Genomic DNA, 15,974 nt, shown 5'->3' with positions numbered 1-15,974 from the left:
GCGGACAAGGCCCGGGGCAGCTCGGCAGGAGCCCCTGCCGCGGTCAGCGGCTCCGACACCTCCGTACCCGGCCCCACGACCAGCCGGCCGGACACACCCGCGGGCCTCCTGATCGGCGTGCTCGGCGCGACCGGGTCGGTGGGTCTGGCGGCGCTGCGCGAGCTGCGCGCCATGGGCTTCACGGACCTGCGCCTCGGCGGCCGCCGTACCGCCGCGCTGCACGGCGTGGCGGACGAACTCGGAGGCGGCTGCGAGCCGTTCACCGTCGACGCGGACGACCCGGAAGCGCTTCGCTCTTTTGCGCGCGGATGCGCGGTGGTGCTCAACTGCGCGGGCCCCACCTACCGCCTGGTCGACACCGTCGCCGTCGCGGCACTCGCCGAAGGCGCGCACTACGTCGATGTCGCCGGCGACGACCCCGCCGCGGAAAAACTCACCGCGAAGGGCATGCCCGCCGGGGACAGCAGCGTCGTGCTGTCCGCCGGGGCGCTCCCCGGACTGTCCAGCCTGCTGCCGCGGTGGGCGGCCCGGCGCGACTTCGAGCGCGTCACCGCCCTGACCGCCCACACCGGAGGCATGGAGGAGTGCTCGCCCACGGTCGCCGCCGACATGATGCTGTCGCTGACCACCGGGGGAGCGGACGGCGCCGCCTACGGACAGGCCCTGGCCGCGTGGCGCGACGGCCGCCGCGAACCCGGGGCCCTGCGTGCCGTCGAAGACGCCGCGGTCCCAGGCTTCCCCGACCGCGCCGCCCTCGTGCCCTTCCTGAGCGGGGAGACCGAACGCCTCGCGGCGGACATCGGACTGGTCACCGCCGACTGGTTCAACGTCTACCCCGGGCCGCAGGTACGCGCCGCCCTCGGCCGCCTCCCCGGACAGCTCGCGCAGGGCGCGGACACCGACACCCTCGCCGAGGACATGATCCGCGCCGCAAACCTGGACCTCGCCGGGCGCAGCCCGTACTACGCCATGGTGTTCACCCTCACCGGCGAGTCCGGCGGCCGGGCCCGCACCCGCCGCGTCACCGTCCGCACCCCCAGCAGCTACCGGCTCACCGCCGCCGTCGGAGCGCTCGCCGTACGCGCGGTCGCCTCCGGTCAGGTGCCGCCCGGCCTCCACTTCGCCTGTGACGCGCTCGACCCGGAGCCGGTCGTCGCGTGGCTGCGCGACACCGGGGTCTGCGACCGCTTCGACGTCACCGTCGACGACACCCCCGACACCCCCGACACCCCTGGCGACCCCGGCGGCGCCGACCACGAGGAGGGCACGCTGTGAGTCCCCGCCGCGTCCTGGTCTGCGGCACCAACTTCGGCCGCTTCCACGCCGAAGCCGTCCTGCGGCGCCCCGACGACTACGAACTCGCGGGCATTCTCGCCCGGGGCTCCGCCGCCTCACGGGAGTACGCCGACCGCCTGGGCGTGCCCTTCCACAGCGATGTCGAAGCCGTCCCCGACGACGTCGAATTCGCGTGCGTCGCCGTCGGCTCCGCCATCTCCGCCGGCAACGGCACCGAACTCGCCGCCGCCCTGATGGCGCGCGGCATCCACGTCCTCCAGGAACACCCCCTGCACCTGGACGAGTTCACCGCGTCGCTGCGCACCGCCCGCACCCACGGCGTGCAGTACCGGGTCAACACCCACTACCCGCACGTCGCACCCGTGCGCGCGTTCACCGACGCCGCGCGAAGGCTGCGCGAGCGCCAGGCCCCGCTGTTCGTGGACGCGGCCACCCCCGTCCACCTCCTGCACCCCCTCGTCGACATCCTCGGGGCCGCGCTCGGCGGACTGCGGCCCTGGCGCATCGGCGAACCACCGCAGGCAGAGCCGGGCCACCCGTTCCGCACCCTGCACGGCGTGGTCGCCGGCGTGCCGCTCACCCTGCGCGTACACCACCAGCTCGACCCCGCCGACCGCGACAACCACGCACTGCTGTGGCACCGCATCATGATCGGCACCGAAGGCGGCGTGCTGACCCTGGCCGACACCCACGGACCGGTCCTGTGGAGCCCCCGCCTGCACGCGCACCGCGACCCCGACCACCGGTTCGTCCTCGACGGGCCCGACACCGGCCACTTCGACCAGCCCACCACGTCGGCTCTCGGCCCCCACACACCCGTCACCTTCCGCGACGTGTTCACCGACCTGTGGCCCGACGCCATCGGCCGCGCCCTGGACGGACTGCGGTCGGCCGCGGACACCCGGGCGGACGTACTGCGGTCCGCACAGTACGACCTGACGGTGTGTCGGATCTGGTCGGAGATCGCCGCGCGGCTCGGACCGCCCGAAGTCGTCCGCCCACCCGCTCCCCGGCCGGTCGCCGCGGACGAACTGGGCCCGATCGCCGGGCAGTGGCCGGCGCGGCCGGCCGATCACGGCTCGGCCGCGCCGACCACGGACGACGCGGTCGCGCCCGCAGCACCGCACGTGAGCCGCGCGGCGCACGCGGTTGTGCAAGCCCCGGTCGCGGCGGCGGAACGACGCGCCACCGCGGCCACCGACTCCTATTCGCCCTCCGCCGAATTCTTCGACCTCGTCGCCGGACCGTACACCGCAACCGGCCCCGGTCCCGAAGTTGTTCGCGCACTCGCCGGCCTCGGCGCGGGCATGGTGCTCGACCTCGGCGCCGGCACCGGGCTGATCACCGAAGCGGTCGCCAAGGCCTTCCCCGACGCCGAAATCCTCGCCGCCGAACCAGCCGTCGGCATGCGCGCCGCCCTGACCAGCCGCGTCTTCTCCGATCCCGACCTGCGCCGCCGCGTCACCGTCACCGACGGTGCCGCCCCCGACCTCGAACTGCCCGACCGCCTCGACGCCGTCGTGCTGTGCGGCGTCCTCGGCCACCTCGATGACCGCCAACGCGCCACGCTGTGGCGGCGGTTGGACGCACGGCTCGCCCCCGGCGCGCCCGTCGTCGTCGAACTCATGGGCCTCGACAAACCTGCCGCCGTCCCCGAACTCCCGCTCGCACAGGCCGAGATCGGCACCCAGTCGTACACCTGGTGGTTCTCCGGCGAACCCGAGGGCGAGCGCATGCGATTGCGCAGCCGATGGACGGTCCACCAGGGCCGCGCGCTGATCCGCGAGGTCCACGACACCTACACCTGGCTGCCGTTCGACCTCGAACACCTCGCGCGCGAGACCGGCATGGACGTCCAACCCCTGCCCACCCGGCCCGGCGGCCCGCCCCTCGCGGTGCTGCGCCGCCGCGACACCCGACCGACACCGTGACAGCACACCGAACCCACCGACACCCCGAAGGCCACACCGTGAGCAGCCCGCCGTCGTTCCCCGTGCCCCGCACCTGCCCGTTCGCCGCGCCCGACGCGTACGCCAAACTGCGCGCCGAAGCGCCCGCCGCCCAGGTCACCCTGCCCACCGGCAAAACCGCCTGGATCCTCACCCGCTACGCCGACGTGCGCGCCCTGCTCGCCGACCCCGGCATCAGCGCCGACATACGCCGCCCGAACTTCCCGGCCATGGGCATCGGCGAACAGGAAGCCGGCGCCAAAAGCCGCCCCTTCATCCGCACCGACCCGCCCGAGCACACCCGCAACCGGCGCCTGCTCGTCCCCGAACTGACCGTCAAGCGCGTCCGGATGATGCGCCCGGCCATCCAGGCCATCACCGACGCCGCCCTCGACGCCATGCTCGCCGTCGAGGCCGGGACCGAGGCCGGGACCGAGGCCGGGACCGAGGCCGGGACCGACCTCGTCGCGGACTACGCCAATGTCGTCTCCACGTCCACGATGTGCCGACTCATCGGGCTGCCGCAGGACGACCTCGCGTTCTTCCACGACATCACGCGCGTATCCGGCGGCCGGGGCAGCACCGCCGAGGAAGTCTCCGCCGCGCTCGGCGCGATGTTCAAACTCTTCGCGGACCTCATCGCGCTGCGCGAACGCCAACCCGGCGACGACCTGCTGTCCAAACTCGTCGTCGACCACCTGCACACGGGTGCCGTCACCCACCAGGAACTGCTGTCCCTCATCGGCATCACCGTCATCGCCGGCCGCGAGACCACCACCCAAATGATCGCCCTCGGCACCCTGCTGCTGCTCCGCGAACCCGACCTGCTCGCCGAACTCCGCGCCGAACCCGCCCTGTTGCCCGCCGCCGTCGACGAAATGCTGCGCGTCCTCTCCGTCGCCGACTCCATCCCGCTGCGCGTCGCCACCCGCGACACCGACATCGCGGACACCGTCATCCCCGCCGACGACGGAGTCATCGCCCTCCTCGCCGGGGCCAACCACGACCCCGAGGCCTTCCCCGACCCCTCCCGCGTCGACCTCCGCCGCGAGAACCGGCAGCACCTCGCTTTCGGCCACGGGATCCACCAGTGCGTCGGACAACACCTCGCCCGCCTCGAACTGGAGGTCGCCATCGGCACGTTGATCACACGCGTCCCCACGCTGCGCCTCGCCGTCCCGTTCGACGACCTCGTCTACCGGCAGGAATCGGCGACGTTCGGCGTCGAGCGGCTGCCCGTCGCATGGTGACGTACGACCGCGGCGCGACGACGTCCAACGGCAGCGGCACCTCGGGCGCGCGGTGGCTGCGCTGCTGGCTGCCCCGGCCCGCCGCGTCCCTGCGCCTGATCTGCCTTCCGCACGCGGGCGGGGGAGCGGCCACGTACCGCCCATGGGCCGGGCTGCTTCCGCCCGGAATCGAACTGCACGCCGTGCAATACCCCGGACGCGAAGACCGCTTCACCGACCCCATGGTCGACACCATGGACGAACTCGTCGCCCACATCGCCGACGCGGTCACGCCCCTGACCGACCCGGCCGACCGCCGCTACGCCCTGTTCGGACACAGCATGGGGTCGGCGGTCGCCTGGGATCTCGCCCACGAAATGCGGCGGCGCGGCGCGCCCGCGCCCCTGCGGCTGTGCGTGTCCGGGCGCGTGGCGCCGACTCGGGCGCGACCCGGCCGGGTGCACCTGCGCGACGACGACGGGTTGTGCACCGAACTCGGCCGCCTGGGCGGCACCCACAGCGAGGTGCTGGCCGACACCGATATGCGCCGCGCCATCCTCCCGTGCGTACGCAACGACTACCGCCTCATCGAAACCCACAGACCGGCCGCGCGGGACCCACTCGACTGCCCCGTGGAGATCTTCACCGGCGACGCCGACCCCGAGTTCGGGCCCGACCAGGCCGGCCCCTGGGGCGAGCTCACCACGGGCGGCTCCCGCGTGCACGTCTTCCCCGGCGGCCACTTCTACCTCGGACCGGCCCGACGCGACGTCGTCCGAACCCTCGTCGCACGCCTCGACCCGTCCCTCGCACACACTGCCGGGCCGTGGCCCAGCACCCCCTGACCGCCGTCGCCCGCTCCTCGCGAAAGAAACCCCACGTGATCGACTACTACTCGACCTCGGCCGAGTTCTACGACCTGGTCGCAGCCCGGCACGTCGCGAGCAGCGGCCCGGCGCTCGCGGCCGTCCTCGCCGCCGTCGACCCGGCCGCGGGGCCGGTCGTCGAAATCGGCGCCGGGACCGGCCGCGTCACCCAGGTCATCGCCCGGACCCTGCCCACCGCCGACATCGTCGCCACAGAGCCCTCGGCGACGATGCGCGCGGTCCTGTCCTCCCGCATCGCGTGCGACGCCGACCTGCGCCGCCGCGTCACCGTCACCGACGGCAGCGCCCAGGACATGGACCTGCCCGAGCGCATCTCGGCCGCCGTCGTCTTCGGCGTCGCCGGCCACCTCCGACCCCACGAGCGCGCCGCCCTGTGGCAGCGCCTCGCCGAGCGCCTCGCCCCGGGCGGACTGATCGCGGTCGAACTCATGGGCACCGCCGTCCCCAGGGCGATGCCGCCGACGCTTTCCCTGCGCGAGACCGTCGGCCGCCAGGAGTACGAGTGGTGGATGGCCGCCGAACCCGTCGGGGACGACCGCACGCGCTTCACGACGACGTGGAAGGTGTTGCGCGACGGACAGGTCGTACGCCAGGTCGCCGACAGCTACGAGTGGCACGCGTACGACATCGGCACCCTGGCTCGCGAAACGGACCTGACGGTCCGGCACATCACCCACGTCGGCGGGCATGTCGTCCCCCAGATCGGAGTGCTCGCCGCATGACCACCGCGCCGACCGCGGCCCCCCTGCGCACGGTCACCGCAGGCGTACGCGGGCAACTCGCCCTCGCCGTGGCCCTCCAGGCCCTCGCCGCGCTCGCCGGAGTCGTCCCCTACATCGCGGTCGCGGAACTCGCGGCCGTCCTGGCGGACGACCCGTCGGCGCCGGGGGACCGCGTGTGGCCGTATGTCGCCGTCGCCTGCGGCGCGGCCGTCGTCGCCCTGGCAGGCTCGTACGCGGCTGCCACGATCAGCCACTACGCCGACAACCGCATGCAACTCGACCTGCGCCGAGAGCTCGCGTCGCACCTGGGACGCCTCCCGCTGGGCTGGTTCACGGCCCGCGGCACCGGACGCGTCACAACGGCGGTGCACGACGACGTCCACGCACTGCACCACCTCGTCGCGCACACCCTGCTCGACGCCACCGCGGCACTCGTCGGGCCGGTCGCGGCGCTGGCATACCTGTTCGCCGTGGACTGGCGGCTCGCGCTGGTGACGACCGCGGTCCCGGTCGCCGGTTTCCTGCTGTTCCGCCGCGCCATGGCCGGGGCCGGCGCGAAAATGGCCCAGTACCAGCAGGCCAGGACCGAACTGGCTGCCCGCGCCGTGGAGTTCGCCGACGGCATCCCCGTCGTCAAGTCCTTCGGCCGACACGGCACCGCGCACGGCCGATTCACCGACGCGGCCGACGACTTCGCCCGCTTCTTCAGCGCGTGGTCCCGGGGCACACTCAAGGTCACCACCGCGGCCTTCCTCGTCGTCTCCCCGGTCGTGGTCCTCGCCGTCGTGCTGGGCACCGGCGGCGCACTCGTCCTGCACGACGGGCTGCCGCCCGCCGACCTCGTGGCCTTCGCCCTGCTCGCGCCCGCCGTCGCGGCACCCGTCGGCGCGGTCGGCACCCGGCTCCAGCAGATCCAGACGGGCCAGGCCGCCGCCGGCCGCGTCGTCGCGCTCCTGGCCGAACCACCGCTGCCGCGCCCGATTCAGCCGAGACGACCCGACGGCCACCATGTGCGCATGCGCGGCGTGCGCTTCTCCTACGACGGGGACCACGACGCCCTGCGCGGAGTCGACCTCGACCTCGAACCCGGCACCGTCACCGCGCTCGTGGGCACCTCCGGCGCCGGAAAGTCCACGCTGGCCGCCCTGTTGCCCCGATTCCACGACACCGACGCCGGGACCGTCCGCATCGGCGGCACCGACATCCGCGACATCGACCCCGAAGTCCTCTACCGCACCGTCGGGTTCGTCTTCCAGGATGTGCGTCTGCTGCGCCGAACGGTCGTGGACAACATCCGGCTCGGCCGCCCGGAAGCGTCGCCGGAGGAAGTCCGACGAGCCGCCCGGGCAGCGCAGATCCACGACCGCATCCTCGAACTGCCGCGCGGCTACGACTCGGTGGTCGGCGAGGACGCCGAATTCTCCGGAGGCGAAGCCCAACGCGTCTCCATCGCGCGAGCCCTCATCACCGACGCCCCCATCCTCGTCCTCGACGAGGCGACCGCGTTCGCCGACCCCCGCTCCGAAGCGCGCATCCGCCAAGCGCTCGGCGAACTCACCGCCGGACGCACGGTGTTGGTGATCGCCCACCGCCTGGAGACCGTGCGCGCCGCGGACCGCATCATCGTCCTCGACGGCGGCCGGGTGGCCGAACAAGGCGGCCACGACGACCTGCTGGCGGCCGACGGCCACTACGCCCGCCTGTGGCGGCGCCGCGTACTCGACACCGCGACCGGCAAGGAGCCCGTGTGATCGGCATGATGCGCCAACTGTCCCGGGCGCGCGGCCCGAACGAGGCCGGTTCGCTGCGCCGCGTGCTCGCCACCACGGCCGCCGCCGCCGTGCTCCAAGGAGTCGCGTTCGCGTTCCTGGTGCCGGTGCTGCGCCGCCTGCTGGGCGACGACCCTGCCTCCGCGGTTCCCTGGCTGTGGTGGCTGGCGGTGGTCTCGGCGGCGTACGCGGTCGCGCAGGCCGCGAGCATCGCCGGCGGGTTCACCGCGGGCGCCCGGCTGTCCCGCGCGCTGCACCACCGGCTCGCGGACCACGCGGTGACCCTGCCGCTGGGCTGGTTCACGCGCGGGCGATCGGCGTCGCTCGGGCGGCTCGCGGGCAACGACGTCATCCAGATCATGAACGTTCCCGCCCACCTCGTCCGGCCGCTCACGAACGCGGTCGTCACACCGGTCACGATCGTGGCCGCCTGCTGGCTCCTCGACCACCGGATCGCGCTCGTCCTCACCATCGCCGCCCCCGTGCTCGCGGCGGCCCATGTCGCGAGCGGGGCCGTCGTACGCCGCCTGGACCGGCACCGCGAACAGGCCATCCACGACGCGGCCGAACACCTCGTGGAGTACGCGCAGAACCAGCCCGTGCTGCGCGCCTTCGGCCGCACCGCCGACGGGCACCGCGCCCTGGACGAAGCGCTCGCGGCGGAAGCACTCGCGGACCGCAGGATGATCGCACGCGGGGTGCCCGGCCTGGTGTCCTTCGCGTTCGCCGTCCGCGTCGCCTTCGCCGCCGTGCTCGTCGTCGGCGCGCAGCTTGTGCTCGACAGCGCACTGACCGCGCCGACGATGCTCGCCCTCGTCGTGCTCACCGCCCGGCTCGCGGAAACCGTGTCGACGGCCGCCGAGCTGGGCGCCAGTGTGCGCCTCGCCGGCAACAGCCTGAGCCGGTTGACCGCCGTGCTGGAGACCGCCCCTTTGCCGGAGCCCGAAGCGGCGAGGCAACCCGCGGGCAGCGCCGTGGAGTTCCGCGACGTCGTCTTCGGCTACGACGACCGCACCGTCCTCGACGGCGTCTCGTTCCGCCTGCCCGAACGCGGGATGACGGCGCTGGTCGGCCCGTCCGGCGCGGGCAAGACGACGGTCGCCCGACTGCTCGCGCGGTTCTGGGACGCGGACGCGGGCGCGGTGACGATCGGGGGCGTCGACGTACGCGACATCGGCACCGCCGAGTTGTCCCGCCACGTGTCCACCGTCTTCCAGGACGCCTATCTCTTCGCCGGCACCCTCGCGGACAACGTGCGCCTCGGCGCCCCGGACGCGGACTGGGACCGCGTGCTGCACGCCGCACACCTCGCGGGGCTGGACGACGTCGTCACCGACCTGCCGCACGGCTGGGACACCCGGGTGGGAGAGGGCGGAGCCACATTGTCAGGCGGCCAACGCCAACGCGTGGCCATCGCCCGGAGCATCCTCAAGGACACCCCCATCGTGATCCTCGACGAGGCCACCGCCGCCCTCGACGCCGCCACGGAAGCAGCCCTGCAACGAACCGTCACCGCCCTCGCCCGAGACAAGAGCCTGCTGGTCATCGCCCACCGGTTGTCGACCGTGGTCGCCGCCGACCGGATCCTCGTCCTCACCGAAGGGCGCATCAGCGAACGCGGCACCCATGACCAGTTGCTTTCCGCCGACGGCACTTACGCCGCCTTCTGGCGCGAACGCGAACAGGGAAGCGACCGGCACGTGCCGACGCCTCGTCCGGACAGCGCCGTGCCGGCCACTCCGGGGACCTGACCGGCGCGCCGGGCCGCTGTCGGGCGGTCGCGTGCGTGAGGCGTCCGCGACCGTCCACGGCAGCCCGGTGACCCTCGAAGCCTTGCGGGCCGCGTCCGCGCTGTGTTACTCAGGTGTCTGTTAATCGGTCGAGTAACACATGCGGCGTGGCGAACGGGTGGCTTCGAGCGGAAGGATGGCCATGGTGCGTTCCGGCAAGCCGTCGGAGGCCAGTTGGACCGGGCGCGTTCCCGGGCTGGGAACCGGCCTGGTGTCGTACGAGGATTCGATATCGCCGGAGTTCTACGAGCTCGAACGCGAGGCGGTCTTCAAGCGGGCGTGGCTGAACGTCGGCCGCGTGGAGCAACTTCCGCGCAAGGGAAGCTTCTTCACCAAGGAGCTCACGGTCGCCGCGACGTCGGTGATCGTCACACGGGACCTCGACGGGCGGGTGCACGCGTTCCACAACGTGTGCCGGCACCGCGGCAACAAGCTGCTGTGGGGAGAGACGCCGCGCGATGAAACCAGCGGCGTGTGCCGCCAGTTCATGTGCAAATACCACGGCTGGCGCTACGGGTTGGACGGTGAGCTGAAGTTCGTGCTCCAGGAGGAGGAGTACTTCGACTTCGACAGGTCCGAGTTCCCCTTGGTGCGGGTGCACTGCGAGGTATGGGAGGGGTTCATCTTCGTGAACCTCTCGCGCGAGCCGAGCCAGTCGCTGCCCGACTTTCTCGGGCCGATGGTGCGGGGGCTGGAAGGCTACCCGTTCCACCTGTTCACGGAGCGGTACGCGTTCAAGGCGGACATCCTCAGCAACTGGAAGATCTTCCTGGACGCGTTCCAGGAGTACTACCACGCGCCGATCCTGCACTCACAGCAGCAGGTCCCGGCCCTGCGGAGCTTCGACACCGGGTTCAAGGTCCCGTACTTCCAGATGGACGGGCCGCACCGGCTGGTGAGCACCGGCGGCTGGAAGGGCGTGCCGCGGCACATGTCCCCGCCGGAGAACCTGTACCCGATCGAACACCAGGTCCAGGCGGGCATGATGGGTCCGTGGGAACGCCCGGACATCCCCGAGCTCGACCCCGCCAACCTGCCGCCGGGGATCAACCCCGGCGGGCTCGACCCCTGGTCGATCTCGAACTTCCAGATCTTCCCGAACTTCGTGATCCTGCTGTACGAGCGGGGCTGGTACCTGACGTACCAGTACTGGCCGACTTCGCACAACACGCACACCTGGGAGATGTCGTACTGGTTCCCGCCGTCGCGCAACGCGAGTGAGCGCATCCGCCACGAGGTGACCGCGGTCGTGTCCAAGGAGGCCGGGCTCCAGGACGCCGGCACCCTGGACGGCACCCAGATGGGCCTCGAATCACGCGTCATCGACCAATGGCCCTTGTGCGACCAGGAGGTGACGGTTCGTCATCTGCACAAGGCGGTCGGCGACTGGGTGCAGTCCCATCTCCGCGACGGACAACCCGAGGGGCGCCGCGACGGAGAGGCGGTGCGCGCGTGACCACGCCGATGCTGCCCGACACCTTCGCCGACCTGGAGCCGTTCGCGGCCCGCTGGTGCATCGAAACCGAGGCGGCCCGGTACACCGAGCGGCTGAACAGCACGATGGCCGACATGCAGGAGTTCTACGACGCCGCCTTCCCGCGCGTGCCGGACGCGATGGCCCACCTCGACGGATTCCCGCTGCACGACCTGCCCGAGCGGGAGCTGAACCTGCTCCACCTCGTGTACTCGCTGATCATGGTGTCGCTGCCCGTGGACGTCTGGCACCAGCCCAAGGTCATCGACGCCGGCACCGCCTACTTCGAACGTCACCTGGAGCCGCACCCGTGACGACGACGATCACCTGCACACCGCTCGCGGCGACCGTCGGCGCCGAGGTGCGCGGCGTCGACGCCGAGCAGCTCGCCCACGACGACACCGCCGTCGCTGCCGTTCTCGAAGCGCTCGATGAGTACGGCGTCCTGGTCTTCCGCGACCTCCACCTCGCCCCCGAGAACCAGGTCGCCTTCGCGCGGCGGCTCGGCGACATCGACCACGAGTACGGACACCACCCCGTCGAAGGCATCTACCGCGTCAGCCTCGACCAGGCCAAGAACACCTCGGCCGCCTACCTCAAGGCCACCTTCGAGTGGCACATGGACGGCTGCACCCCGCTGCACGGCGAGCCGCCGCAGAAGGCCACCATACTCAGCGCGGTGCAGGTCGCGGCGAGCGGCGGGGAAACCGAGTTCGCCGGTACGTACGCCGCGTACGACGCGCTGGGCGACGACGACAAGGAGCGGTTCGCCTCCTTGCGGGTCGTGCACTCCCTGGAGGCGTCCCAGCGCCGGGTCGTCCCCGACCCCACCCCGGAACAGCTCGCCCGGTGGCGCGCCCGGCCGACGTCGACCCATCCGCTCGTATGGACCCACCGCACCGGCCGCAAGTCCCTCGTCGTCGGTGCCCACGCCGACCGCGTCGTCGGCATGGACCTCGACGAAGGACGGGCGCTGCTCGGGGAGTTGCTCGACCGGGCCACGGAACCCGATCGGGTCCACCGGCACCACTGGTCGGTGGGGGACACCGTCATCTGGGACAACACCGGCGTCGTGCACCGCGCCGCACCGTACGAGCCGGACTCACCGCGCGAGTTGCTGCGCACCACCGTGTTCGGCAACGAGCCGATCCGATGAGGGGAAGGGCGAACAACCCGATGCGTCGTCTTTCGGCTTGCAGATCTAAGGGGTTGGATGGACGACGGTTTGCTCGCCGGCCGGTCGGCGTTCGCCTTCCAAGGTGCGGATCTCGCGTTCGATGACCGCGATGGTCTCCCGGTGGCCGATGTCGACGCCGAACGCCTCCTCCATGTGGAGGTAGCGGGAGATGCCGGCCATGGCCAGGATCAGCGACACGGCCGGCCAGCGGTCCAGGTCCACGCCGTGGCGACGCAGCACGTCCGAGAGTGTCTCAAGCTGGAGGGTGCGGAACTTCGTGGAATACGCGGCGATTTCGGACCGGATGGCCTTGCGGTGGTTCGACAGCGCAAGGAACTCCATGGTGAGCGCGTTACCCGAGTAGTCGTGGGTCAGGTCCCACAGCGCCCACAGCGGCTGCGGCGACCGCAGGGCCTCGGTCAGCTTGTGCAGACTCCGCTCGGCGCCCCGGCGGAACAACTCGACGAACAGTCCGTCCATCGACCCGAAGTAGTAGGAAACCAGGGCACTGTTGACGCCCACCTTGGCGCCGAGGCGGCGGATGCTGACGGCGGCGTAGCCCTCGTCGAGCATGATCGCCTCGGCGGCGTCGAGCAGTGCGGTGCGCGTGGCCGAATTGTCAACAGGGCTTCGCCGTGCCCGAGCCATACGTGTCCTCATTCCCAGATCAAGATCCGCCGACCAGTATCGCGGTGCCGCCGCGTCGCATGACGAACGGCCGGTTGAGCCGACCGATCCGACCGATCCGACTGTGTTAATCATGTGATGAACGTGTCTTGATCACTCGATGAACACCGTCGGCCGCCTGCCCGGGACACCGCACCGACCAAGGAGGAAGGCCATGCCGCGTTTCCCCAAGCCACCGGAAGGCAGTTGGACCCGGCACTACCCGGAACTCGGGACCGGGCCGGTGTCCTACGACGACTCCATCGACCCCGAGTTCTACGAGCGCGAGAAGAAGGCGATCTTCAAGCGCGCCTGGCTGCACGTCGGCCGTGTCGAGCAACTGCCGCGTACCGGAAGTCACTTCACGAAGACGATCCATGCAGCCAACGCCTCGGTGATCGTGGTTCGGGACAAGGACGGCACGGTCCGTGCCTTCCACAACATCTGCCGGCACCGGGGCAACAAGCTGGTGTGGAACGAGGATCCGACGCTGGACGTCGAGGGTTCGTGCCGACAGTTCACCTGCAAGTACCACGGCTGGCGCTACGGCCTCGACGGGAAACTGAACTTCATCCAGCAGGAGGGGGAGTTCTTCGACGTCGACAAGAGCAAGTACGGCCTGGCACCGGTGCACTGCGACGTGTGGGCCGGGTTCATCTTCGTGAACCTCGCGGACGAACCGGCGCAGTCGCTGCGTGACTTCCTCGGTCCGATGGTGACCGCGCTGGAGGGCTATCCGTTCGACAAGATGACGTCCCGGTTCGGCTACAGCACCGAGATCAAGGCGAACTGGAAGCTGTACATGGACGCGTTCGCCGAGTTTTACCACGCGCCGATCCTGCACGCGAAGCAGTCGCCGGAGAAGTTCTCGGTCGCCGCCGCACAGGCCGGCTTCGAGGCGCCGCACTACCAGCTCGACGGGCCCCACCGGCTGGTCAGCACGTCCGGCATCCGCTTCTGGGAGCTGGACGCCGAATCCGTCAAACCGGTCGACGCCCTGACCCGGAGCGGGCTCTTCGGGCCGTGGGACAAACCGGACCTGGGGCCGATGCCGCCGGGTGTCAATCCGGCCAACTGCGACCCGTGGGGCCTGGACTCCTTCCAGCTGTTCCCCAACTTCGTGATCCTCATCTGGAGCCAGGGCTGGTACATCACCTACCAGTACTGGCCGACGTCCTACAACACCCACGTCTTCGAGGGCAGCGCCTACTTCCTGCCGGCGACGAACGTCCGCGAGCGGGTCGCGCAGGAGATGGCGGCCGTGACCTTCAAGGAGTTCGCGTTGCAGGACTCCAACACCCTGGAGGCCACCCAGACGATGCTGGAGACCCGCTACGTCGACCACTTCCTGCTGAACGACCAGGAGATCCTGTGCCGGCACCTCCACAAGGTCGTGGGCGACTGGGTCGAGGAGTACGAGGGAGCCGCCCGGTGACCGCATACCTGCCCGAGGAATTCGCCGACCTGGAGCCGTTCGCCGCCAAGTGGTGCCTGCCGACGGAACACGAGCGCCACCACACGCGGCTGGCGAGCACGATGGAGGAGATGCAGGCGCTGTACGACGCGGCGATGCCCCGCGCCGAGCAGGCCATGGCGTACCTGGAGAAGCTTCCGTACGACGCACTGCCCGACGACGCGCTCAACCTGCTGCACCTGCTCTACTCGATGATCCAGGTGTCCTTCCCCGTCGAGGTGTGGCACCAGCCCAAGGTCCCCGACACCGGATCGGCGGCGTTCGACTGCTTCATCGAGCCGACGCCGTGACCGGGCCCGTGGTCCTGCGCGCCGCCCGGTGGCTCGACAGCGACGCGGGGCAGGTCCGGTCGCCGGCCGTGATCGTCGTGGAGGGGAACCGGATCACCGCGGTCAACCCGGACCGAATACCCCAAGGCGCAACCGAGTTGGACCTCGGCGACGTCACTCTGCTGCCCGGCCTGATGGACATGGAGCTCAACTTCCTGATCGGCGGGCCGGAGACGCCGACCGGACTGCCGCTGCCGATGCACGGCGTGCAGGACGACCCCGCGTACCGCACGATCCGCGCGACACTCAACGCCCGCACGACGCTCATGGCCGGCTTCACGACCGTCCGCAACCTCGGCCTCATGGTCAAGACCGGCGGCTACCTGCTCGACGTCGCGCTGCAACGCGCCGTCGACCAGGGCTGGGTGGAGGGCCCGCGCATCATCCCCGCGGGCCACGCGATCACCCCGTACGGCGGCCACCTGGACCCCACGGTGTTCCAGCGGCTGGCCCCGGGGATCATGCCGCTCAGCATCGGCGAGGGCATCGCCAACGGCGTCGGCGAGGTCCGCGCCTGTGTGCGCTACCAGATCCGCCACGGCGCCAAGGTCATCAAGGTCTCCGCCTCGGGCGGGGTGATGTCGCACAGCACCGGGCCGGGCGCACAGCAGTACTCCGACGAGGAGTTGGCCGCGATCGCCGACGAGGCCCACCGCGCGGGCATCCGCGTCGCCGCGCACGCCGTCGGCGACAGTGCCGTGCAAGCGTGCATCAGGGCCGGGATCGACTGCATCGAGCACGGTTTCCTGGCGAGCGAGGAAACGCTGAAGATGATGGCCGACCACGGCACGTTCCTGGTCTCGACGACGTACCTGACCGACGCGATGGACATCGCACGGGCGGCACCGGAGCTGCGGAAGAAGGCGGCCGAGGTGTTCCCCCGCGCCAAGTCGATGCTGCCCAAGGCCGTCGCCGCGGGAGTGAGGATCGCGTGCGGCACCGACGCACCGGCCGTCCCGCACGGTGACAACGCCAAGGAGTTGGCCGCGCTTGTGTCACGGGGGATGACGCCGATGCAGGCACTGCACGCGGCGACCGTCACCAGCGCCGAACTGGTCGGACTCAACGACGAGTTGGGCCGCCTGCGCGAGGGGTTCCTCGCCGACGTCATCGCCGTCCCGGGTGACCCGACGCAGGACATCACCGTCACCCAGGACGTGCGGTTCGTCATGAAGGACGGCCGCGTGCACAAGAACGTCTGAGTCCCACCCC

At 71.3% G+C, this 15,974-nt stretch carries 14 protein-coding genes; 13 read left to right on the top strand and 1 reads right to left on the bottom strand.

Annotated elements, in window-relative coordinates:
- The first annotated feature begins 108 nt into the window (after positions 1 to 108).
- The 10 genes from ACRX5W_RS30385 (at position 109) to ACRX5W_RS30340 (ending at position 12,272) form a co-directional block, all read left to right on the top strand.
- Positions 109 to 1,275 (top strand): saccharopine dehydrogenase NADP-binding domain-containing protein, encoded by a 1,167-nt coding sequence (locus tag ACRX5W_RS30385; RefSeq protein ID WP_436791600.1) that lies wholly within the window; start codon positions 109 to 111, stop codon positions 1,273 to 1,275.
- A complete protein-coding gene (locus ACRX5W_RS30380) occupies positions 1,272 to 3,227 on the top strand; it encodes a Gfo/Idh/MocA family oxidoreductase (protein WP_436791591.1) in 1,956 nt (651 codons plus the stop codon). The genes ACRX5W_RS30385 and ACRX5W_RS30380 overlap by 4 nt, the downstream gene beginning before the upstream one ends.
- 38 nt (positions 3,228 to 3,265) lie before the next feature.
- Entirely contained in the window at positions 3,266 to 4,495 is a 1,230-nt protein-coding gene (locus ACRX5W_RS30375) for a cytochrome P450 (RefSeq protein ID WP_436791590.1), read from the top strand.
- Positions 4,489 to 5,319 (top strand): thioesterase II family protein, encoded by an 831-nt coding sequence (locus ACRX5W_RS30370; protein WP_436791589.1) that lies wholly within the window; start codon positions 4,489 to 4,491, stop codon positions 5,317 to 5,319. The genes ACRX5W_RS30375 and ACRX5W_RS30370 overlap by 7 nt, the downstream gene beginning before the upstream one ends.
- 35 nt (positions 5,320 to 5,354) lie before the next feature.
- Positions 5,355 to 6,083 carry a class I SAM-dependent methyltransferase gene (locus ACRX5W_RS30365; protein WP_436791599.1) on the top strand — a complete coding sequence of 243 codons (729 nt, stop codon included), beginning with the start codon at positions 5,355 to 5,357 and terminating at the stop codon, positions 6,081 to 6,083.
- On the top strand, positions 6,080 to 7,834 hold the full coding sequence (locus ACRX5W_RS30360) for an ABC transporter ATP-binding protein (protein WP_436791588.1): 1,755 nt from the start codon (positions 6,080 to 6,082) through the stop codon (positions 7,832 to 7,834). Before ACRX5W_RS30365 ends, ACRX5W_RS30360 begins: the two co-directional genes overlap by 4 nt.
- Positions 7,835 to 7,839: 5 nt before the next feature.
- On the top strand, positions 7,840 to 9,603 hold the full coding sequence (locus ACRX5W_RS30355; protein ID WP_436791598.1) for an ABC transporter ATP-binding protein: 1,764 nt from the start codon (positions 7,840 to 7,842) through the stop codon (positions 9,601 to 9,603).
- 181 nt (positions 9,604 to 9,784) lie between these two features.
- The gene (locus ACRX5W_RS30350; RefSeq protein ID WP_436791587.1) at positions 9,785 to 11,098 is read left to right on the top strand and encodes an aromatic ring-hydroxylating oxygenase subunit alpha; all 1,314 of its coding nucleotides are present in this window, start codon (positions 9,785 to 9,787) and stop codon (positions 11,096 to 11,098) included.
- A complete protein-coding gene (locus ACRX5W_RS30345; RefSeq protein ID WP_436791586.1) occupies positions 11,095 to 11,430 on the top strand; it encodes a hypothetical protein in 336 nt (111 codons plus the stop codon). The genes ACRX5W_RS30350 and ACRX5W_RS30345 overlap by 4 nt, the downstream gene beginning before the upstream one ends.
- Positions 11,427 to 12,272 (top strand): TauD/TfdA dioxygenase family protein, encoded by an 846-nt coding sequence (locus tag ACRX5W_RS30340; protein WP_436791585.1) that lies wholly within the window; start codon positions 11,427 to 11,429, stop codon positions 12,270 to 12,272. Before ACRX5W_RS30345 ends, ACRX5W_RS30340 begins: the two co-directional genes overlap by 4 nt.
- Positions 12,273 to 12,317: 45 nt before the next feature.
- On the opposite strand, the gene ACRX5W_RS30335 is transcribed toward ACRX5W_RS30340, so the two are convergent.
- On the bottom strand, positions 12,318 to 12,941 hold the full coding sequence (locus ACRX5W_RS30335; RefSeq protein ID WP_436791584.1) for a TetR/AcrR family transcriptional regulator: 624 nt from the start codon (positions 12,939 to 12,941) through the stop codon (positions 12,318 to 12,320).
- Positions 12,942 to 13,134: 193 nt separating this feature from the next.
- Here ACRX5W_RS30335 and ACRX5W_RS30330 point away from each other — a divergent pair, with 193 nt between their 5' ends.
- From ACRX5W_RS30330 to ACRX5W_RS30320, 3 genes are read left to right on the top strand one after another with little or no spacing between them, the layout of a single operon-like run.
- Positions 13,135 to 14,394: an aromatic ring-hydroxylating oxygenase subunit alpha gene (locus ACRX5W_RS30330; RefSeq protein WP_436791583.1), complete on the top strand. Its 1,260-nt coding sequence runs from the start codon at positions 13,135 to 13,137 to the stop codon at positions 14,392 to 14,394.
- Positions 14,391 to 14,723 (top strand): hypothetical protein, encoded by a 333-nt coding sequence (locus ACRX5W_RS30325; RefSeq protein WP_436791582.1) that lies wholly within the window; start codon positions 14,391 to 14,393, stop codon positions 14,721 to 14,723. Before ACRX5W_RS30330 ends, ACRX5W_RS30325 begins: the two co-directional genes overlap by 4 nt.
- Positions 14,720 to 15,964 carry a metal-dependent hydrolase family protein gene (locus tag ACRX5W_RS30320; RefSeq protein ID WP_436791581.1) on the top strand — a complete coding sequence of 415 codons (1,245 nt, stop codon included), beginning with the start codon at positions 14,720 to 14,722 and terminating at the stop codon, positions 15,962 to 15,964. Before ACRX5W_RS30325 ends, ACRX5W_RS30320 begins: the two co-directional genes overlap by 4 nt.
- The last annotated feature ends 10 nt before the right edge of the window (positions 15,965 to 15,974 follow it).

The organism is Yinghuangia sp. YIM S10712, assembly GCF_051388935.1.
Taxonomy (GTDB): domain Bacteria; phylum Actinomycetota; class Actinomycetes; order Streptomycetales; family Streptomycetaceae; genus Yinghuangia.
The sequence above is the reverse complement of the archived record's forward strand: the minus strand, read 5'-3'. Positions and strand labels throughout refer to the sequence as shown.